The following is a 20555-nucleotide window of genomic DNA, read 5'->3' as shown; positions in this document are numbered from 1 at the left end:
TCAACTCGGCTGCTTTGAGGGAGAGTGTCATGGCCGCTTCCGCAGACTCAACATACTCGCTGTCTAAGCGCGAGCAAACGAGATTGCGTATTCTCGAAGCCGCGTTTGAAGCTGCCAGTGTATATGGGTTGGAGAGCTTAACGATAGGTAGTTTGGCGCGCGACGTGCAAATGTCAAAAAGTGGTCTCTTTGCGCATTTCAACTCGCGAGAAAACTTGCAGATTGCGGTGGTGCATTTTGCCGGTGAGCGTTTTATCGAGCGGGTGATCACCCCGAGTCGTGAAGCGGACCACGCGAGTATTGAAGCCAAATTACAACACTTACTGCGTAATTGGATGGGTTGGCATCAGCACTTTCAGGGTCAGTGCTTGTTCTTAGATGCGTGGCATGAGCAGCGCGCGAGCAATGATCCCATCCATCAGGCGTTGCAGCGTGTTACTCGCCAGTGGCTCGATTACCTGGCCGCGCAATTTGAAAAGGGCAAACAAGCCGGAGAGTTTCGTGCCGACCTCGATACGTGGCAAGCTGTTTATCAGTTATATGGGCACTATTTGAGTAGCCAGTTATTTCTGCGTTTGTCACTTGAATCGCCGGAAGGAACACGTTTTTGGCATGGTGTCGAGCAGTTGCTCGCGCAAAGTCGCCGCTAATTTTCCCAATAAGACGAAGAGGGTGTCGGTATTGAAAACAACGACACTTTTCAGTGTAAAAACGAACACTCGTTCGATTTTAAGGATTCAATGACCATGAGTAAAAAAGTGTATTTTTCAACGCCGGGTCGCTTTAGCGCCAAACGCACGCTCGTGGGGGCGGTGAGCCGTTGTCATCACCGCTTGGCACCTCGACATGCTAGAAAAGTGGCGCGTAAGCTGTTTCTCACACCAACGCGCAGTCCAATGGTGAACGCAGAGCCTGAAGGTTTAGTGCGCTCTCAAGTGCAAAGCCAAGCAGGGGTCTTGCAAATGTATAGTTTGGGGGCGGGGCCAACTTGGCTGCTGACGCATGGCTGGTCTGGATCCGCCAGCCAGTTTTTCCCTCTGATGGCGCACATTGCCTCATTGGGCTTTCGTGCGGTGGCATTCGATCATCCCGCACATGGACAGAGTGAGGGGAATGAGAGCCATATTCCCGGTTTTGTACAGGCAATCAATGATGTATTAGATCAAGTCGATAATGTCTCTGGGGTGATTGCGCACAGTATGGGCGCTGCCGCGGTGTTGGAAAGCGAACACCCCCAGGTGGATGATTTACCGCTCTTTTTGGTCGCCCCCGTGTTGAATTATCGCGAGAATTTATACGCCACGGTCCGTAAATCGGGGTATTCACTGAAGTTATTTGATGAAATTGTCCAAGAAGTAGGCGATCAGCACGGGTATCCGATCGAGACCATTGAGCCGCTCGAAAAATTGTCGCGTCGCCGTCATCCGGTGGTGATTGCTCACGACAAAAACGACCGGTTTGCCTCCTTTGCCGTCACCGAAAAAGCCACTGACTACCCACATGTGACTGTGCTAGCTACCGAAGGATTGGGGCATGGACGTATTCTGACCAGTGACGTCGCCATGCAGGCATTTACCGACTTGGCGGCCAAGATGAATCCTGCGGTACACAGTGTGGAAGCACAAACCGAGAATAAAAAGGCATCAGCCTAAACCGATGCCTTTAGAAGATGCGCCGTTATTCACCCGCGATGGATAAGCGGGCGAAGCGGATGCGTGGCGCAAAGAAAGCGCGATCATAGTTGGGTAACACGGTATTGCCGATGGCATCTATCTCATTGAGCATGGTATAGAAGTTACCCGCCACCGTTATCCCGCGAACAGGACGAACGCGTTTGCCGTCCCGGCAGACAAACCCACTTGCACCGAAAGAGAAGTCGCCACTGATGGCATTCGCGCCTGAATGCACACCTTGCAGTGACACTAACTCAAGATATTCACCGGCATGCACGTCTGCATCACTATGTTTACCTGCGGCAATCACATCATGACGGGAGGTGACATCCAAACCGCCCTTGGGACTGCGGCCCGCGTTCGCCGTATGGGGAACACCAAAATGCTGTGCTGTGGCGCTGTTGTGTAAAAAGCCGACTAAGACGCCGTTTTCAATCAAAGGCGTGTCGGCGGTGGCAAAGCCTTCGCTATCAAAGGTTTTAATACGCATCCCGCCATCAAGTCTTGCCACATCGGTGATGGTGAGCGCCGTATCTGCAACGGACTTGCCGACTTTTTCACGCCACGGGTTAGTCCCGCGCTTAGCGGCATCGCCGGAGAAGCAGCTGCCAAAGGCGCCCAGCAATTCGCTGAGACAATCATGCTCAAAAATCACCGGATACGAACCGGTTTTCACTGGGCCACCCTCGAGCAAGGCGTCAGCGGTTTGGTAGGCCAGTTGAGTGGCATGGGCGCGATCAAGGTCAACAAAGCGGCGTGATACTGAGGCGCCGAGATGCATCGCTTGCTTACCGTCGTGATTGAGCAGTGCTGCGGTATAGCAGCTAAAGCTACGTTCGCTGTGGTAGCAGCGCGTGCCTAGAGTATTAGCAAGCAACTGATACTGGGTTTGCTCACTGTACCCATTGTAGGGCGCCCCCGTTGCGCGGGGTTGACTAACCACATCTTGCTCAAGGGCAAGCGCCAACGCGATCTTGTCTTCAATCGGGGTGTTATCTGCTTGCAGCAAGCTGGGATCTTGCTGCTCAATTTGCTGCCCCTCAGCGCGAATTTGCTGATCCGGGTCGGCTTTGGTAAAGCTTGCGTTGGTGAGCGCGGCGTTCACCATGCTGGCAAGGCTGTCGCTATCCAGCGATTCTGAATAGCTGGTGGCGACTTGATCCCCTTTGATCACTCGCACACCAATCACTTGACCGGCGGTGACTTTGTGCTCGGAGAGATCACCTTGGTCGGCTTTGAGTGACAAGCTTTCGCTGGCATTGGCAATCACGTCTGCTTGCGCACCTTGCTGTTTCACCAAGCTGAGGACCTGATCGACGGCATCGCTTAGGGTTGCTTTAATGGTTTGCTCACTCATGCGTTACCGCCTCCTACTAGGATATTGTCGACTTTCAATGCAGGTTGGCCCACGGTGGTGGGGACTGAGCCGCTTACCGAACCACACATACCGGCGGCGAGAGCAAGATCTTTGCCGGCCATGCTGATTTCTTTAAGCACCTTAGGCCCCGTACTGATTAAGGTGGCAGATTTGAGTGGCACGGTGATCTTACCGTCTTCGACCAAGTAAGCTTCTTGGACCGCAAAGTTAAACTCGCCGGTGCCGGGCTGTACTGAGCCGCCCCCCATCTTCTTGGCGTAGATGCCACGCTCCATGGAGCCAATCATGGCGTCTAAGCTGTCGTTACCGGGCTCAATAAAGGTATTTCGCATCCGCGAGGTCGGTGCGAATTTATAAGACTCACGTCGGCCAGAGCCGGTGCGCGCATAACCGGTTTTCAGGCTGCCCATGTGATCGACCATAAAGGAGGTGAGCTTACCGTCTTTGATCAACTGGGTATGCTGGGTTTCCATGCCTTCATCATCGATATTGATTGAGCCCCACGCATTCGCCAAGGTGCCATCGTCCACCGCGCTCACTACAGGGCTGGCAATCATTTCGCCCATTTGGTCATGGAAGACGGAAGCCTTTTTAGCAACCGAGGTGGTTTCTAACAAGTGGCCACAGGCTTCGTGGAAAATTACCCCACCAAAACCGTTGCCAATCACTACAGGCATTTCGCCTGATGGACAGGCTTGGGCACCGAGTTTAATCAGCGCTTGTCGTGCGACACGCTCGCCCAGCGCAACCGGATCGATATCCTGATGGAACTCCCAGCCTGTGAGTGCACCGGGGGCATCAAAGCCCGTTGACTGTTCTTCACCGTTAGTTGCGACCGCTGTAGCGGCAATACGCGTATAGTGGCGGGTATCTGTGACATGCAGGCCGTGAGAGTTAAAAATCTCGACCTGTTGCTCACGTTGGCCGACACGACCAATAATTTGGGCGATTTTATCGCTCTCGGCACGAATACGCGCATCCACTTGGCGTAAGAACGCCACCTTATCGGCCACATGTTGATCGGTCGATAACGGCTCAGACACCGGATGTTTGCCATTTAAATGGGACAAATTAAGTGGACCAGCGGTGGTGATTTGATCGCGCTTATCACGCGCACACAGCAAGCTGGTGACTTTTTTCAATTGTTCTTCATCGCGGCTGTTGGTGTAGCCATAAAGCACTTTGTGGCCGAAAAACAACCGGATACCGATACCAAAATCAATCCCTGAGCTGACTTTATCCACCTCACCAGACAACAGCTCCACGTTGCCTGAGTGATGGCGTTCGACAAAGAGTTCGGCGAAATCCGCGCCTAAAAACAGGGCATGGTCAATCACCGACTTTGCCGTTGATGGATTCAGCATACTTCCTCCTAAAGAAGTGTGTTAGCGAACCTTTTATTTTACCAAGCTTTTATGCGTAATGATCACCACTTGCAGTGAGTGCATGATATTTCATCATTTTTTGTGCTACTCACTGAGCTGCATATGGCTGGTTCAATGTGCTTTACCAAAAGGCGACGAGTGTGGCGCAATCCGTTACACTACGCCGATACAAGTAACGAACGGATAGAATCATGAGTCAGATCGCAGCCAATATTATCACTGGGTTTCTTGGCGTGGGGAAAACCACGGCGATTCGTCATTTACTCGCGAATAAACCCGAGCATGAGCGTTGGGCTATCTTGGTGAACGAGTTTGGCGAGGTAGGTGTCGATGGCGCGATCCTCTCTGAACAAGGTGCGCTGGTAAAGGAAGTGCCGGGAGGATGCATGTGTTGTGTGGCCGGCCTACCCATGACGGTGGGGCTAAATACCTTGCTTGCTGAGAAGCCGGATCGAATTTTGATTGAGCCGACGGGACTCGGTCATCCCAAAGATATTATCGGTAAGCTGACTCAGCCGCCTTTCGATACCACCTTGTTGCTGGGCGCGACCATTACTTTGGTGGATCCGCGTTGTATTGATGATGTGCGCTACCGTGAAAATCAAAACTTTCATGATCAAATCGCGCTCGCAGATGTGGTGGTGGCAAACAAGCTTGACCAGTGTAGCGAGGCGCAAATCGCCACCTTTTATGATTATGTCACCGCGTTTGATGGCGAGAAAAGCTTGATAACCGGCGTTGAACAAGGGGCGCTCGAGACCGCGTGGCTTGCGTTACCGCGTCACGATCGTCAAGCGCACTATCATCACCACCACAACGATGCCGAGCCCATGACCACATTAGCACTGGGTCCGGACGATACCTATACCCGCAAAGAAAACCAAGGGCAGGGCTATGTCAGCTGCGGTTGGTTGTTTGCCGCGCACTGTTGTTTTCCGTTTGATGCCTTGTACGGGCTATTGAGTAACATCAATGCCCAACGGATTAAAGCGGTGGTCAATACCGACGAGGGTTTTTACGCGTTTAACGTCGCTAATCAGGTGGTTACCGTAACGCCTATGTCGATTGAACAGGCCGAGTCGCGCATCGAAGTGATCGATACCGACGCCTTACCTTGGGATGAGCTGGAGTCGATCCTGCTTTCTTTTCTTACCCCGTCCAACTAACTGGCACCAACAGATCCTTGCCAGATAAAAAACCGGCCCAAGTGGCCGGTTTTTTGTTTGCTGAAACGGATCGTGTTTAGCTGGCATATTTAGCGGTGAGCACCTGCCAGCTACGTTTTTGTTGCTGAAAACGCACTTTCAGATCTTTGTACTGTTGCGCGAGCTCGGCGTTTTCGACTTTTTCGCGCAGCTTGTCACGCTCGAGCGCTAACAGCTGTTTTTTCAGCGTGTAGTAGTCCGCCATTTTAGTCACCAAGGCATCATACTCTTGTTGCAGGATTTGCAGACGATGCGATGCGTGTGGCTTGTCACTAAGCTGTTGTGTGACGCGCTGCAATTGCATGGTCGCACGCGCCTTTTCAATCTTCTCTTCGGGGGTTACGCGCAGTTTTTCCGCCAGGCCCAACCAAGATGCGGTTTTGATCAGCCATTTAGTCGGATCAAATTGCCACCAGCGAATGCCATTGCGGTAGTCGTTCTCAAAGATATGGTGAAAGTTGTGGTAGCCCTCGCCAAAGGTCATCAAGGCGAGCACGCCATTATCCCGCGCGGTGTTTTTATCGGTATAAGGCTGGCTGCCCCACACATGCGCCAACGAGTTAATGAAAAAGGTGGTGTGGTGGCTTAGCACTAATCGAGTAAAGCCGACCAGTAAGACAGCGCCCCAAAGATCGCCATGGAGCAAACCAAACGCGATAGGGAAGCCAAAGTTGGTTGCCAGTGTCAGCGCAAGGTAGTGCTTGTGTTGCCACATCACGATCTTATCTTTTTGCAGATCGCGACAGTTGCTGTAATCGCCATAGCGGCTGGGATGGTATTCGCGCAGCATCCAGCCAAGGTGTGAGAACCAAAAGCCGCGCTTGGCCGAATAGGGGTCAACATCGTTGTCATCGACATGGCGGTGGTGAATGCGGTGATCTGACGACCAATGAAGCGCACTGTTTTGCAGCGCAAATGCCCCACCAATGGCGAAGATAAAGCGCAGAGCTGGATGGGCCTGATAGGTTTTATGGGCCCACAACCGGTGATAGCCGGCGGTGATCGACAGGCCACAAAAGCTGAATGCGACGATCAGCGCAGTGATCTGCATCCAATCAAAACCATGGTGCCATGCCCATAGTGGCGTTCCTATCACCGCAATCAAAAAAGTGAGGGTAAACACGCTAATATTTAACCAGATTAAGCGTGGTTTCTGAGGGGGAGAGGTTGAAGCCTTGGTATCCATAACTCGTTATCTTTATTTAAGCGTACACTTGTACGCTAGAATAGGTGCGTGTTACCGCTTGGTCAAGTCCTCACTGTCGCCTTTGCGCGCAAAAATGTTTCAGGGTTTGTCGTGACTTGCCAAGTTAATGGAAGCACTATATTTTTTAGATTAGCTACATGTACGACGAATCAGCCACAGGTACGACGGCTTTTATCGCATTATTGTCCGCTCGGTACAGTTTCCCGTACGGAGGCCGATACCCTTCATAGGTGCTGGAGCACGCATTGATATCCGTGAACGATTGACACAAGGTTAGGAAACGATGATGTCCTATCCGGCCATTCCGCATTTTGTGAAAGCGATGGGCCACCGTGTGGTGAGTTACATCCTGAATGTCACAGAAGCGGAAGGCCGTTTAATTTTGATGCAAAAACTCGGCTTGAGCCGGATTCAGCGCGACACACTCAATCAATATATTGAGCTGTGTCGCCAGCTACGCGTGTCTGCGGTTGAGCAAGGGGAAAGTGAACAATCCTTCTTTTATCGTTTACCGCACGTGATGCAAAACGGCCGCCACGTCTTTAATGTTTGGCGTGCACAGCAGGGCGGTGAGCTGGCGACGCGAATTAACAGTTCAGACCCATTAACTAGTGCTTTTTGCCAACTGGCGGGTGAACTCTATCCTTTATTTCTTATTAAAGCGGGACAGCGGCCGCATCTTTTTTATCGAGGCGCCGGCTATCTCACCGCAGCCATTGAGCAATTCCCGGTCAGTAAGCAGGTTCAAAAACGCATGGCGGCAGACCCTGCTCTGTCTCGCCTATTCACAACGTCGGGGAAAGAGCCGCAGCAAACCTGTGGCGACTACAAAGATGCCAGTGGCCACCGCGGCGTGGTCAGCTTGGCCAGTTTACCCGTGTCGATTCTGGTTAATAGCTACGACCTGATGCGTATTCGTGGGGTTGTCAGCCCTGATACGTTCGTAGAAACGGTGCAAGAAATGTTGGAGATGGCACGTAGCTTAGCTGATGGTGAAGTCGCTCATATTCCGATGTTTGTGGGCTTTCGCAATGCGGCGCTCACGAACTTGGCCGAGCTGGATACCAAATGGGGCAGTGTGCGTCGCTATACCCCAGGGATTGCGGAATATGTCCTACAAGCGGCGAGTTTAATGGCTAAACGTCGCGATAATGGGTTCATGCTCGAGTCGGGGTATGCGTTTGCGATTAACTTTGGTGATTTTTTAGAGGACGATGATTGGCCAGAAGAGGTATTGGACGCCACGACTGAACAACAAACCACTGAGCTGAATATTGTTTTGTGTATGGCGCTTTGTTACCTCGGTGAACACAAAGCCTTTGTGGCGCCAGAGTGGGTTTGGCGTATCGATCCATTCTCGCTTGATAACCGGCGACAAGACTTTGGTTCAGTGGCAGAAACGGACGATCCTGTTGCTATCAGTGAGACAGACTTAGTCGATATTGAGCGTTGGAGTATGCTCGTGGATGACACCGACTCGAGGGGGATTCGCTTGGCAATGTCTCGTCTATATACCGCAGCGAAAAAGCCAGACACACAAGACGCATTGGTGGATGTGATTATTGCGCTGAGAAATATTTTTGCCGCGAGTGAAGATATTATCCCGATAAAAAAGGCCTTGAGCCATATTCTTGAGCGAGAGACAGACGTCACTCTGATCGATAGGCTTGCCGAGGATTGGCAAGCGTTACTGACCGGTGAATTTGACGCTTCGCCTGAGATCATCAGCGAAAAAGTGTACGAATGCGTTCAGCTTTGTTTAACATGTTTGCATTATTTCTACTTGCATGCGCCCAGCCTGATCAGTCGCTCTGATCGCCTTGCTCAATTATGCCAACGACAAGAGTAGCCCCCTGATATAAAAAGAATCATCGCATTTTGACTGGTTTGCCCTCATTCCTCGCGATATTGGTTTATGCTTACAGTGTTTACCCAGCCATACTCTCAGTAAAGATGTAGGAAAGGAGAGGCTTTTGACCACACAAATTCTGATCACTGACGATTCTGCGCTCGCGCGTAAGCAATTAGCGCGAACCTTACCCAACGATTTGGATGCCTACGTGCACTTTGCCGAAAATGGCAATGTTGCCCTGGATGTGTTGAGTAGTCAGCCGATCGACATCATGTTCCTTGATTTGACTATGCCGGAACTTGATGGGTATCAGACACTTGAAGCGATGCAAGAAGCCGGAATGACGGTGCCTGTCGTCGTGGTCTCAGGCGACATTCAGCCGCTTGCCCAGCAGCAAGTGCTGGAACGGGGGGCCAAAGACTTTGTTAAAAAGCCCATCAGTCGTGAGCGCGTCGATGCATTGATCAAGGCGTATTTACCCACTGCTTCTGCGTCAGAGACCGAGCGTTCACACGCGCCCAAAGAAAAACTCAGTCGCCGAGATATTTACATGGAAGTGGTGAACATTGCGATGGGGCAGGCAGCAGATAAACTTGCCCGACATTGCGGGGTGTTTGTCCACATGCCACTGCCACAGGTCAATGTGTTTGAAGTGACCGAGTTGACGATGACTATCCGGCACTTGGCCCAATCAAATACCATGAACGGTGTGTGTCAGGGTTTCAGTGGGGAGGGGATCGCTGGCGAAGCGCTGATGCTGATTAGTGATTCCAGTATTACCGAGATGGTGACATTGTTGGACTATCCCGAGGATGGGTCGGTCGACAACGAGCTCGAATTGCTGGTCGATATTAGCAATATTCTGATTAGTGCCTTTTTAAAGGGCTTAGGCGATCAAGGCGCGTTAGAGTTTTCGCAAAGCTATCCGGCGCTCTTGGGTCAGCACGCTGAAGTGGATCAGTTGATAGCGGCGATGAAAGGGTCATGGAAACGCACAGTGACCATTGAAGTCAGTTATCAAATTGATGGGACAGATATAAAATGCGATTTGTTACTATTGCTACTGGATGAGTCTTTGCCGCTGCTCGATGCGAAGTTGGCCTACCTAATGGATGAGGAGTAATGCGATGAGCACAGAAGATTTTGACCAATTCCATTGGATGCTCGATATGGTACAGCACATCGACATGGGATTGATTGTGTTAGACAGAGACTTCCATATCCAAATGTGGAATGGCTTTATGGTTCACCATAGCGGTAAACACGCTAAAGATGTGCAAAACCGCTCGTTATTCGAGGTGTTTCCGGAGATCAATGAGCCTTGGTTTCGTGCCAAGTCGCAACCCGTGTTCGATCTCCGTTGTCGCAGTTTTATTGTCTGGCAGCAACGCCCGTATTTGTTCCGTTGTCGTCATGTTCGCCCGATCACCGGTCAGCTCCCCTTTATGTATCAAAACGTCACCATGCACCCAATGGCGAATACGCGGGGTGAGGTCAATCACATGTTTATCTCCATCCAGGATGTGACTAATGAGGCGTTGGCGAGCCAAACGCCGCGTGCTACAGCACCATCACAACAAGCCGCGCCAAAATAAGCATCTCAAAATAGCCAACCGTGAGTGTCTAGAGTGATTGGTTCCCGCGGTTGTTATTCGTGGTTGCATGATTATCAGGGTCACAGACGGCATAAGTGCCGCCTTTTAGCGATTTCTTCGCATAATACATGGCGGCATCTGAGCAATTGAGCAGCTGTTCGACCGATTCTCCATGATCTGGATAGCAAGCGATGCCGATGCTGGCGGAAAGGTGTGCGTGTTGCTGGTCATCTATTGCAAATGGCTGATTGAGACTCGAGATAATTTTCTCGGCGACGCGTGCGGCGTCTTCTGAGTGGCTGGTATACTCTAAAATCACCGCGAATTCGTCGCCGCCCAGGCGAGCGAGGGTGTCTGAGTTACGGATGCTTTGGCCCATCCGCTTAGTCGTTTCCACTAACACACTGTCTCCGGCGTCATGGCCATAGGTATCGTTTATTTTCTTAAAGCCATCGAGATCGATAAACAGTAGGGCAAAATGTGCGCCTTGCTGACGTGCTTGCGCCAGCACAACATCCGCACGCTGCTTAAAGGCGACGCGGTTAAGCGCGCCTGTCAGGGTGTCGGTATGCGCCATATGCTCAAACTGCAGGTAAAGACGCTTGGTTTCGTTGATATCTTGGTGCGTGCCCGCCATGCGAATTGGGTTATGGTCGCGATCCCACTCCATGACTTTACCCTTGGCCAAGATCCAAACCCAAAACCCATCTTTATGCAGCATGCGAAACTCACATTCATAAAAAGGGTTAGAGTCGCTAAAGGCGGCATCAATTTCTTTAGACGCGCGCGCGAAATCTTCGCTATGACAAAGCTTTTTCCAGGTTTCAAATGAGGCAGGTATCAGCTCGTGTTTTTGATATCCCAAAATTTCTGCCCAGCGCTCATTAATAACCAGCTCTCCGCTAGGGATATGCCACTCCCAAGTGCCGACATGGGTACCGCGGATTATTTCATCTAAGCGTTTACGCTCCAGTTGCAGCTCATATTCGGTGCGTCGTGACTTAGCGAGAATAAACCACATTGTCGCGAGCCCTGCACCGAGCACAATGATAATCAAGGATGTAATAATCAGTTGGTGATTTTTTTGCGTGGCGATTTGCTCGGTCTGTTGTGCTACCATTTGCTCGAGTCGGTTTTGATAGTGCCACAGTGATGCCTGAGTGGCCCGATAATCACTGATATCGGTGATAATTGAAAAAAGGGTTGGTTCATCGCGGTAGATAATGGGTATCGAGGATACCCTTACGGTTTTGGTCGTGCCGTCCGATAATATATGGCTGAAAACGAAATAGTTTCGGTTTTCTAATTCCGCCAGCTTACGTTCTTCAGCGACGGCATCAGGGGGCAGGGCATTAATGCTGGCGATATTCATTTGGGTCAGCGTCTGCTGTGAATAGCCGTAAAAGTCGCTAGCTGCTGGGTTGGCGGCTTTGATTTCACCAGTATCTGGGTCAAGGAGAAGCATGACCAGTGCATGTTTCTCAAACAGCTGATCGAAAAGATCGTTTGTCTCTTGCGTCGTTGCGAACGCAAACGGCACCTGCAGTATAAAAAAAAATAAGATGAAAAACGGCTTCATCACGCGTGTCGTCACTCGTCCCCAATGAAAACTTAAGCGTAACATATAGGTTAATTTTTTGTGTGACGGGGACGGGCTGTTCTCACGCGACGACGCTTTGTCCGTGTTTGTATGCAGGCTTTGTGATGATGCTCACTATGTTAGTTAAATGTTTTTACTCTGTTTCTTTGATGGTGGTCGAGGGCACGACGATGTCAAGCGATGGGGCACGTTAGGCAGTTGATTGACACCTGTTTGTAACGCATTAATACGCGTGTCGGGTGATGGATGGGTTGAAAGCAACTCCGGCGGCGCGCCTTTGGATGCTTTTGCCATATTTTGCCACAGGGTAACGCTGGCGCTCGGGTCAAACCCTGCTTGATGCATTAACTGCAGACCAATCTTATCCGATTCTGATTCTTGAGCGCGGTTATAAGGAAGCAATATCCCCACTTGGACGCCAAGCCCAAGCCCTGCGAGGGCAAGATCGCCATAGGGGTTATCAGAAAGAGTGATGCCGGTAATGGTCAACCCCAAGGCAGTGAGTTGCGAGCGCGATAAGCGCTCGTTACTGTGATCGGCAAGGACGTGCCCAATTTCGTGGCCGATCACTGCAGCCAATTGATCGGGCGTTTTTGCAACGTCGAGCAGTCCGGTGTAAACGCCGATCTTTCCGCCGGGAAGTGCAAAGGCGTTGACTTGATCACTGTCGAATACCACCACTTCCCATTCCGAGAAGTTGGATTGCGGTGGCACCACTTTTAAGATGGCGGCGGTGACGCATTGCACGTAGGCGTTGATGGCTTTGTCGTCACTGATAGGTTGCGACTTTTTCATCTCCTCAAACGAACGCTGTCCCAGATTCGCCATGTCATCACCGGAAAAAAGCAATAACTGGTTTCGTCCCGTTGGCGAGTGAGAGCAAGATGAAAGCATAACCATCAGGCATAGAGATAGCATGACGGTTTTAGCAGTGCGTAGCATGGTCATTTCCTGTATCGTTTTGCGCCACAGTCGCAGTGAATATAAGCAAAGATATCAGAGTGCTAATGTACTGGCTTCTTGGCTTAACGTCTACTGGTGCGCGCAGGCAGCGTTAGGCGCGGCTTGATAGTCCGCGTTTCGCGCAGCGATTTCCTTTCCATCGGGATAAACAGCAATGGGTGAAAGTATTGTGAGTATTTGGAAAAAAGACATGTCGTTAGCGGGGTTAAATGCCTCTTCGACTAATACGTTGGTCGCGCATTTAGGGATTGAATATACGGCTTTTGATGCGCAGAGTTTAACGGGAACCATGCCGGTGGCACCGCATACGCATCAGCCGCTGGGCATGCTCCATGGTGGCGCATCTGTCGTGCTTGCTGAAACACTAGGCTCCTTGGCAGCAAACATGTGTGTGCCAGAAGGAAAGTACTGTGTCGGGTTGGACATCAATGCCAATCATCTGCGTGCGATGCGAGAAGGCACGGTGACGGGCGTGGCGACCCCAGTGCATCTCGGCGCAACCACGCAGGTGTGGAATATCACCATCCAAGATGAACGAGGCCGGGATGTGTGCGTGAGCCGACTCACTATGGCGGTACTCACTGATAAGCGCGCCGATAAATCCTTGGAGGACTGAGCAAGATGGTGGTCGATATAGAACACGGCAAGCTAATCGTGACCGCGCATGAGGTGGTGATCCAATTGCCCGCAATGAAATTGAGCATGCAGGTGCAATCTGACTCGTTACAGATTATCGCCGACGCCAATGTGCTGGTGGCTGATGCCGGTGATGTGCGTTGGTCACTGCCGTTAAGTGCACAACATATTGCGTTGATTTCAGATATGACGGGCATCCAACCTCAGTAGCCACCTTACCCATACCGTGCTAGTGGCAACGATCACTCGCACGGTTGGTTAGAGGCTAACTTGATGCGCCGTTAGCTGTGCGAGGTGCTGACTTCGTAGCTGGTGAATTTACGCACGTTAATCACGCCAGTATCGAAAATCAAATACTGTCCTTTAATGCCTTTCAAAACCCCACTCACCTCGGCATTTTTATCAAAGTTATGTGAACTTATTTTGGTTGGGTGCTCAGTGACAGGGTAACTAAAAGTGAGGGCGTCAAGTGCTGCAGGCAAGACCGCATCATTGCCAAATTGCAGACGGATATCCGCTAATTCTGGCTCGATCGCTTGGGTTAAACGTTCAGCCTCTGCGTGAAGATCAAGCGGGTCATTGTCGCCTTTTAGGAGCGCGCGCCAATTGGTTTTATCCGCGACATGTTTCGCCATCGCGACTTCAACTAGCCCGGAAATCTGGCGTGTTTTAACCCGAAACAACGGGAGAGCTTGCGTGGCACCTTGATCGTGCCAGCGTGTTGGCATCTGGTTAGCGCGGGTAATCCCCACTTTTAATCCCGAGGTGTTGGCGAGATAAACAATATGATCCGTCATGCAGAACTGTTCTCCCCACTCGGGCTCACGACAGGTTCCTTGCGCATAGTGGCAGGTTTCAGGCTTCATAATACACATATCGCAACGCGCGAGCTTTTTCATGCAGGGGTAACAATGGCCTTGCGAATAGCTTTTTTTGGTTTTTCGCCCACAGGCATCGCAAAAGATATTGCCAGTATGCGTCAGGGTTAATCTCTGCCCAAGCAATGGATTGAGGTGTAGCTCTTCATTACCCACCCGCAGAAAGTATTGTACGTCGGCGCCGGCTTCTGTGCGCATCTTATCTAGGGTTCCAATCACGACTTTGCTCATTATGGTTTTATTAAGAGCGGCAAGTGTAGCAAATGGGAGAGAGCGGAGTAAGGCAGAGAGGAAAACAGGCAAGCGACAACCTGCCTGTCTCGAAAACGGATTAGCCGAGGCGAGCTTCTATGCTTTTTTGTGTGTCTGTGGTGTGCTCACGATAAAGCGTAACGGAGACCACTAAGAGGTCTTTCTTGGTATCTTCGCTAACCTGATCGATCACGAAATAATCCGCCTCTTCTTTTTCCACCCCTCGTTCGGCCAGGCGTAAGACATCTTCTTGAATATCGCCTTGTATCTCCACGTTGGCCGTTTCTTCAAAATCACCAAACTCAAGCGTGGACTTGGCAATTAGCTCAGGCGCTGCAGAGGCGTGAAATGAAAAAAAAGAGAGAACAAATAGCGCAGTAGAGAGACCTTTTTTCATAAGACATCGGATACATTGGTGAATTTACTGACAACCTACTACGCAGCAGAAAAGGGGTTGTCAGCGTCATGTTAGAAACGTGATATCAACGCCTATCGTGTGGCGTCTTCGATATCGTCGCTAAATACGTCGTTGTCACTGCGTGCGTCTTGGCCTTGGAGCACGCCAATATCGCCGTAGTAGTCGGCTAATAGGTCGTCATCGGTTGGGATGACTTGATGTTGTAAACTATCCATTTCTTTCTCCTTGGGTGACTCTAACAGCCCACATGAAGGAAGGCTAACGACCCTTTATGTCATCACCATGACAGCTTGCTAGACTCTCGCAATCTTTTTGGTAGGTCAATGACTTTTAGCGCTTATTGGGGTTTGAACGTCGCCACGACGGGACAATGATCGCTGAGCCTGAATTTCATGACGTTATGATAGGCAAAATGATGCTGAAAACTATATTGCCACCGAGACGCCAACGATTCGGAGACTAAAACATGATCGATTAAGCGGCTGTACATCACTTGGTTCCAGGTCTGAGTCCGCCAGTTATAGCGTCGTGCTTTACAACGTGCGCGTACACTCTCTGTTACGTTGATGATGTTTGTTGGTCTCGAGGCATCGTCGAGAAGGGATTGGCGGAATTGTTGCCAAAACGGATCCTGCTTTTCACTGATATAGCGATTAAAGTCACCTGCAATGAGGATGTTTTTATCACCATGTTCACGCACCCAATCGGCTAACACACTGAATTGCTTGCGTAGCTTTTCGCAGCTTCGTGAGGCTTGCGCTTGCTTAAAACAGCCGGACTTAAGATGCACCGACAGCATATGAACCGGTTCTTGGCCCGGCGGTGTGACCACAACATAGGTGCCATATCGCAGAGAGGGCACGCCAAAAAAACCAGGTAGCGCGATTTGACGCAGATCGCGAGGGTCGTCTACTTTCCAGTCTTTACGGACGGCGAACCCCGTCAGTTGCTGACTTTGTGTGCTGTCTTTAAGGGCGGCATAACGATCGGAAAAATAGACATTATACGCCTCTGTGGGAATGACTCGTGCCAGTGCCTCAGGACTATCAACCTCCTGAAAAGCCAACACATCGGGGGCGAGTTGAACAAAGATCGACGAAAGCTGTTGATAATCGTCTTGATGACGGACGCCGGCTCGTTGATCACCCTTTAAGGTCAGCCACTCAAAATTCCATGTTGCCACTGTCAGTCCATAGCTAGGGGCTGAAAATACCCCAACAAGCACGAGCAGACCTAAAACTCGAAGTACGATGGTGGATACCTCATTATTACGCGTTCCACTGTGATCTTACTGGAAATGTTGCGCATGCAGTGGAGCATTGTAGCACTTTGCGGAGAACCTTTGATTTTAACTGATAACTATCATAACGAAGATCAGTGAGATTGCGGTACAGATAGGCATTTGATTCGTCAGTTGGACGTTATTCGAGACTTCGATGATCTGTGTCAACACAATGTGCCCCCTAGTTGCTATCTAATACCACATCTTGTGTTTTAGTGTATTTTGTATCCTATATATGGTGTGGAGGGCATATGCCAGCGGTAATTAAGCGCGATGGAACACGCGTCCCATTTGATGCAGATCGGATTGTCCAGGCGGTGACATGTGCGCGAGAGTCGGCGCAATCGATGCGAGAGGCTGAGCTGTGTCAACTGACCGACGCAGACATCCTCCGCTTAGCAGATACCATCGCGACGCAGTTTGCTGGCGAGGCCGAGGTGGATATTGATCATATTCAATATGCCGTTGAAGATTTCCTCATGACCGGACCGCATAAAGCGGTGGCACGTGCCTATATTGAATATCGCCATGATAGAGACATCGCTCGCGAGCGCCGTGGCCGTTTGAATCATGAAGTACAAGGGCTGGTCGGGCAAACTAACACTGAATTGCTGCACGAGAATGCCAACAAAGACAGTAAAGTCATCCCTACTCAGCGTGACTTGCTCGCGGGGATCGTCGCCAAACACTATGCCAAGCAACACATGTTGCCCAGTGCCGTGGTAAGAGCGCATGAATCGGGTGAAATTCACTATCACGATTTGGACTATTCACCTTTCTTTCCGATGTTCAACTGCATGCTAATTGACTTGGCTGGCATGCTGCAAAAAGGCTTTAAGATGGGCAATGCGGAAATTGCGCCGCCCAAGTCCATCTCAACCGCTACCGCGGTGACCGCCCAAATCATCGCACAAGTCGCGAGTCATATTTACGGTGGTACCACGATTAACCGCATTGATGAAGTGCTGGCCCCTTATGTTGAAGCCAGTTATCAAAAGCACTTGTTGGTGGCGCGTGAGTGGTCTGTCAGTGATCCCGACGCTTATGCCCGCGCCCGTGCTGATAAAGAGTGTTTTGATGCCTTTCAGTCGTTGGAGTATGAGGTCAACACGTTGCACACGGCGAATGGGCAGACTCCTTTTGTCACCTTTGGCCTCGGCTTAGGTAAGAGCTGGGCGGCACGTGCCGTGCAACGTGCTGTTTTAGCGAATCGGATTGCTGGTTTGGGTGAAAATCGAAAAACGGCCGTCTTCCCGAAATTGGTGTTTTGTATCCGAGAGGGCTTAAACCGTCGCCCGAGTGATCCCAATTACGATATCAAACAATTAGCACTCGAGTGCGCCTCTAAGCGTATGTACCCAGATATTCTCAATTATGACCAAGTGGTATCCGTCACGGGCTCCTTCAAAACCCCAATGGGGTGCCGAAGCTTTTTAAGCGCTTACGAAGAGGACGGTACACTGGTGCATGAAGGACGTAACAACTTGGGTGTCGTCAGCGTTAATTTACCTCGTTTAGCCATTGAGGCGGAGGGGGACGAAGACGAGTTCTATGCGCGCCTTGATGCAACGTTAAGCCTTGCGCGCCAGGCACTCGATACCCGGATTGCTCGTTTTAAAGGGGTGAAAGCGCGGGTGGCACCGATTTTATATATGGAAGGCGCATGTGGTATCCGTTTGAACCCAGACGATGATGTCAGTGATATTTTTAAACATGGGCGTGCGTCTATTTCGCTAGGTTACATTGGCCTGCACGAGACCATCAATGCGCTGTACGGTAGCGTGCCGCACATCTACGACAGCGTGGTGAAACAAAAGAAAGCCAAAGCGATTGTGGCTTATTTACATGATGCGACCGAGCGTTGGAAAGCCGAAACAGGTTATGGATTTAGTTTGTACAGCACCCCAAGTGAAAACTTGTGCAGTCGTTTTTGTCAGCTCGATACCCAGGCGTTTGGTGTGATTGAAGGGGTGACAGATAAAGGGTATTACACCAACAGCTTCCATCTGGATGTGGAAAAGCAGGTGACGCCTTACGATAAAATCGATTTTGAGATGGATTACCCGCGCTTAGCCAATGGTGGCTTTATTTGCTACGGGGAATATCCCAACATTCAACACAACCTAGAAGCGTTAGAGAACGTTTGGGACTACAGCTACGATCGCGTGCCATACTATGGTACCAACACGCCGATTGATGAATGCTACGAGTGTGGTTTTACCGGCGAATTTAATTGCACCAGTAAAGGCTTCACTTGTCCGGCTTGCGGCAATCATGACCCAGCACGTGTGTCAGTGACACGACGTGTGTGCGGCTATTTAGGAAGCCCTGATACACGACCTTTTAATCCGGGTAAACAGCAAGAAGTGATTCGTCGTGTGAAACACATGTAGGGGGAAGCGTGAACTATCACCAATACCTTCCCGTTGATGTGGTCAACGGGCCAGGCACACGTTGTACCTTGTTTGTATCGGGGTGCGAACACCAATGCCGTGGTTGTTACAACAAAGCCACCTGGCCGCTGAACAGCGGCCATCCTTTCACTGATCTGATGCAAGAGCAGATTGTTCAAGACTTACTCGATTCACGGATCCCTCGCCGAGGATTATCATTGAGCGGTGGTGATCCGCTTCATCCTGCTAATATCGACAGTGTAAAAGAATTGTTACAAGAGGTGGTGAGCCGCGCACCGAGCAAAGACATTTGGCTGTGGACAGGTTATACATTGGCAGAATTGTCATCAAAACAGCGAGATGTTGTCGATTTGGTTGATGTATTAATTGACGGCAAGTTTATCCAAGATGAAGCGGATCCTCATTTAGTGTGGCGGGGAAGTGCCAATCAATGCGTACACTTTCTGTCCGAGCGTGCCCGAAAAGGGCAAGAGAATCATGGTTAAGAGGTTGCCAATTTTCCCGCATGGGGTAGGGTATAGCGTATCTTGAGCATTCAGGCTTAAAAGGACGTAATACTATGTTAGATCTGCTCTCGCCTGCTCAGCAGGATCCGATTCTCTCCTTGTCATTGGCGTATCGTGATGATCCGCGTGAGCACAAAATGGACTTGGGCATTGGCGTATACCGTGACAGTCAGGGTCAAACGCCGATCATGCACGCCGTTAAAGCGGCGCAACAATCACTGGCACAAAGCCAACAAACTAAGGCCTATGTCGGGCTGGCGGGTAATGAAAATTTCAACCAAGCCATGGTTGACCTCTTGCTCAAAGGGACCGATGCTTACCACCGATGTGCGGCGGTGCAAACCCCAGGTGCGAGTGGCGCACTGCGCATGTTGGCTGATTTGATGAATCTGGCCAAGCCGGTGACCACTGTGTGGTTGACCGATCCTAGCTATGTGAATCACAAACCTGTCATGGAAGCGGCAGGCCTGACGGTCAAGTTCTACCCGTATTTTAATCGCGACACCAAAATGGTGGATACCGATGCCATGCTTAACGCGTTGTCGCAAGCTGGTGCGGACGATGTGGTATTACTGCATGGCTGTTGCCATAACCCCACGGGCGCTGATATCAGCTTGAAAGAATGGGAAGCGATTACCGAGCTTGCTAACCGTAATGGCTTTACACCGTTTGTGGATATTGCCTACCAGGGCTTCGGTGATGGTGTGGAGGAAGATGCGCGTGGTTTGCGTATTCTCGCCGACAACGTTGAGGAAATGTTGATTGCCACCTCGTGCTCTAAGAGCTTTGGGTTGTACCGTGAGCGCACTGGCGCAGCGATTGTGGTGGGTAAATCTGCTCAAGAAGCGCAAAATGCGAAAGGGCGTATCCTTCAGCTTGCGCGAAGCACTTATACCATGCCGCCTGATCACGGTGCCGCGATTGTTGAAACCATCCTCACCGACGACGCCCTCACCAAACAGTGGCGAGATGAAATTGAGGCGATGAACACTCGGATCAATACGTTACGTGAAGGGTTGACAGCAGCACTGCGCGACCGTACGGGCGATGGTTATTTTGATTTTATTCAGCACCACCGTGGTATGTTCTCTGTCCTCGGGTTAACGGTTGATCAGGTGAATCAGCTACGCGACCGACATGGCGTGTACGCAGTGGGTGATAGTCGGATTAACATTGCCGGCTTGGCTGAACGTCATATTGATAGACTGGCCGATGCGCTGGTGGATGTGACACGCAACGGCTAACTGCTGCGGCGCTAATGGTCGAAACTTAATAAAAAGGGGCTTTAAGCCCCTTTGTTCGTCTATATCT

20 protein-coding genes are annotated in these 20555 nt (G+C 50.6%); 11 read left to right on the top strand and 9 right to left on the bottom strand.

Annotation, left to right across the window (positions count from 1 at the left end; genetic code table 11):
• Positions 1-59 precede the first annotated feature (59 nt).
• Positions 60-650 carry a TetR/AcrR family transcriptional regulator gene (locus tag BZG25_RS12575; RefSeq protein ID WP_077639176.1) on the top strand — a complete coding sequence of 197 codons (591 nt, stop codon included), beginning with the start codon at positions 60-62 and terminating at the stop codon, positions 648-650.
• Between the two features lie 96 nt (positions 651-746).
• Positions 747-1652, top strand: a complete 906-nt coding sequence (locus tag BZG25_RS12570) for an alpha/beta hydrolase (RefSeq protein ID WP_077639175.1) — start codon at positions 747-749, stop codon at positions 1650-1652.
• A gap of 25 nt (positions 1653-1677) precedes the next feature.
• Here BZG25_RS12570 and BZG25_RS12565 read toward each other — a convergent pair whose 3' ends face one another.
• Together BZG25_RS12565 and BZG25_RS12560 are read right to left on the bottom strand one after the other, a co-directional pair.
• A complete protein-coding gene (locus tag BZG25_RS12565) occupies positions 1678-3030 on the bottom strand; it encodes a TldD/PmbA family protein (protein ID WP_077639168.1) in 1353 nt (450 codons plus the stop codon).
• Positions 3027-4415, bottom strand: coding sequence for a TldD/PmbA family protein (locus BZG25_RS12560; RefSeq protein ID WP_077639167.1), 1389 nt, complete (start codon positions 4413-4415; stop codon positions 3027-3029). The genes BZG25_RS12565 and BZG25_RS12560 overlap by 4 nt, the downstream gene beginning before the upstream one ends.
• 212 nt (positions 4416-4627) lie before the next feature.
• On the opposite strand from BZG25_RS12560, the gene BZG25_RS12555 reads away from it, so the two are divergent.
• Positions 4628-5602 carry a GTP-binding protein gene (locus BZG25_RS12555; protein WP_077639166.1) on the top strand — a complete coding sequence of 325 codons (975 nt, stop codon included), beginning with the start codon at positions 4628-4630 and terminating at the stop codon, positions 5600-5602.
• Between the two features lie 76 nt (positions 5603-5678).
• On the opposite strand, the gene BZG25_RS12550 is transcribed toward BZG25_RS12555, so the two are convergent.
• On the bottom strand, positions 5679-6827 hold the full coding sequence (locus tag BZG25_RS12550; protein WP_077639165.1) for a fatty acid desaturase: 1149 nt from the start codon (positions 6825-6827) through the stop codon (positions 5679-5681).
• A gap of 304 nt (positions 6828-7131) precedes the next feature.
• Between BZG25_RS12550 and BZG25_RS12545 the strand changes: the two genes are divergently transcribed.
• The 3 genes from BZG25_RS12545 to BZG25_RS12535 all read left to right on the top strand — a co-directional run bounded on the left by BZG25_RS12545 (position 7132) and on the right by BZG25_RS12535 (position 10295).
• Positions 7132-8697 carry a hypothetical protein gene (locus BZG25_RS12545; RefSeq protein WP_077639164.1) on the top strand — a complete coding sequence of 522 codons (1566 nt, stop codon included), beginning with the start codon at positions 7132-7134 and terminating at the stop codon, positions 8695-8697.
• A gap of 124 nt (positions 8698-8821) precedes the next feature.
• On the top strand, positions 8822-9823 hold the full coding sequence (locus BZG25_RS12540) for a response regulator (RefSeq protein ID WP_077639163.1): 1002 nt from the start codon (positions 8822-8824) through the stop codon (positions 9821-9823).
• A 4-nt stretch (positions 9824-9827) separates the two neighbouring features.
• Positions 9828-10295, top strand: coding sequence for a PAS domain-containing protein (locus tag BZG25_RS12535; protein ID WP_077639162.1), 468 nt, complete (start codon positions 9828-9830; stop codon positions 10293-10295).
• A gap of 28 nt (positions 10296-10323) precedes the next feature.
• Here BZG25_RS12535 and BZG25_RS12530 read toward each other — a convergent pair whose 3' ends face one another.
• Both BZG25_RS12530 and BZG25_RS12525 read right to left on the bottom strand, forming a co-directional pair.
• The gene (locus tag BZG25_RS12530) at positions 10324-11919 is read right to left on the bottom strand and encodes a sensor domain-containing diguanylate cyclase (RefSeq protein ID WP_077639161.1); all 1596 of its coding nucleotides are present in this window, start codon (positions 11917-11919) and stop codon (positions 10324-10326) included.
• A gap of 99 nt (positions 11920-12018) precedes the next feature.
• On the bottom strand, positions 12019-12843 hold the full coding sequence (locus BZG25_RS12525) for a M48 family metallopeptidase (protein ID WP_077579166.1): 825 nt from the start codon (positions 12841-12843) through the stop codon (positions 12019-12021).
• A 184-nt stretch (positions 12844-13027) separates the two neighbouring features.
• Here BZG25_RS12525 and BZG25_RS12520 point away from each other — a divergent pair, with 184 nt between their 5' ends.
• On the top strand, positions 13028-13474 hold the full coding sequence (locus tag BZG25_RS12520) for a hotdog fold thioesterase (protein ID WP_046076078.1): 447 nt from the start codon (positions 13028-13030) through the stop codon (positions 13472-13474).
• A gap of 5 nt (positions 13475-13479) precedes the next feature.
• Positions 13480-13704 (top strand): DUF3389 family protein, encoded by a 225-nt coding sequence (locus BZG25_RS12515; protein ID WP_046075886.1) that lies wholly within the window; start codon positions 13480-13482, stop codon positions 13702-13704.
• A gap of 71 nt (positions 13705-13775) precedes the next feature.
• On the opposite strand, the gene BZG25_RS12510 is transcribed toward BZG25_RS12515, so the two are convergent.
• The 4 genes from BZG25_RS12510 to BZG25_RS12500 form a co-directional block, all read right to left on the bottom strand.
• A complete protein-coding gene (locus BZG25_RS12510) occupies positions 13776-14603 on the bottom strand; it encodes a DUF2797 domain-containing protein (protein ID WP_077639160.1) in 828 nt (275 codons plus the stop codon).
• A gap of 100 nt (positions 14604-14703) precedes the next feature.
• Positions 14704-15021, bottom strand: coding sequence for a hypothetical protein (locus BZG25_RS12505; RefSeq protein ID WP_077639159.1), 318 nt, complete (start codon positions 15019-15021; stop codon positions 14704-14706).
• A gap of 92 nt (positions 15022-15113) precedes the next feature.
• Positions 15114-15257 carry a hypothetical protein gene (locus BZG25_RS15985; RefSeq protein WP_158010265.1) on the bottom strand — a complete coding sequence of 48 codons (144 nt, stop codon included), beginning with the start codon at positions 15255-15257 and terminating at the stop codon, positions 15114-15116.
• 122 nt (positions 15258-15379) lie between these two features.
• Positions 15380-16225 carry an endonuclease/exonuclease/phosphatase family protein gene (locus BZG25_RS12500; protein WP_158010264.1) on the bottom strand — a complete coding sequence of 282 codons (846 nt, stop codon included), beginning with the start codon at positions 16223-16225 and terminating at the stop codon, positions 15380-15382.
• Between the two features lie 350 nt (positions 16226-16575).
• Here BZG25_RS12500 and nrdD point away from each other — a divergent pair, with 350 nt between their 5' ends.
• The 3 genes from nrdD (at position 16576) to BZG25_RS12485 (ending at position 20488) form a co-directional block, all read left to right on the top strand.
• Entirely contained in the window at positions 16576-18717 is a 2142-nt protein-coding gene (nrdD, locus tag BZG25_RS12495) for an anaerobic ribonucleoside-triphosphate reductase (RefSeq protein ID WP_077639157.1), read from the top strand.
• An 8-nt stretch (positions 18718-18725) separates the two neighbouring features.
• Positions 18726-19223, top strand: coding sequence for an anaerobic ribonucleoside-triphosphate reductase-activating protein (nrdG, locus tag BZG25_RS12490; RefSeq protein ID WP_077606620.1), 498 nt, complete (start codon positions 18726-18728; stop codon positions 19221-19223).
• A 74-nt stretch (positions 19224-19297) separates the two neighbouring features.
• Positions 19298-20488 (top strand): amino acid aminotransferase, encoded by a 1191-nt coding sequence (locus BZG25_RS12485; RefSeq protein ID WP_077579160.1) that lies wholly within the window; start codon positions 19298-19300, stop codon positions 20486-20488.
• The last annotated feature ends 67 nt before the right edge of the window (positions 20489-20555 follow it).

Source organism: Salinivibrio sp. ML198 (assembly GCF_001996015.1).
GTDB classification, from domain to species: Bacteria; Pseudomonadota; Gammaproteobacteria; order Enterobacterales; family Vibrionaceae; genus Salinivibrio; species Salinivibrio siamensis.
This window is presented reverse-complemented; position numbering and strand designations above follow the sequence as displayed.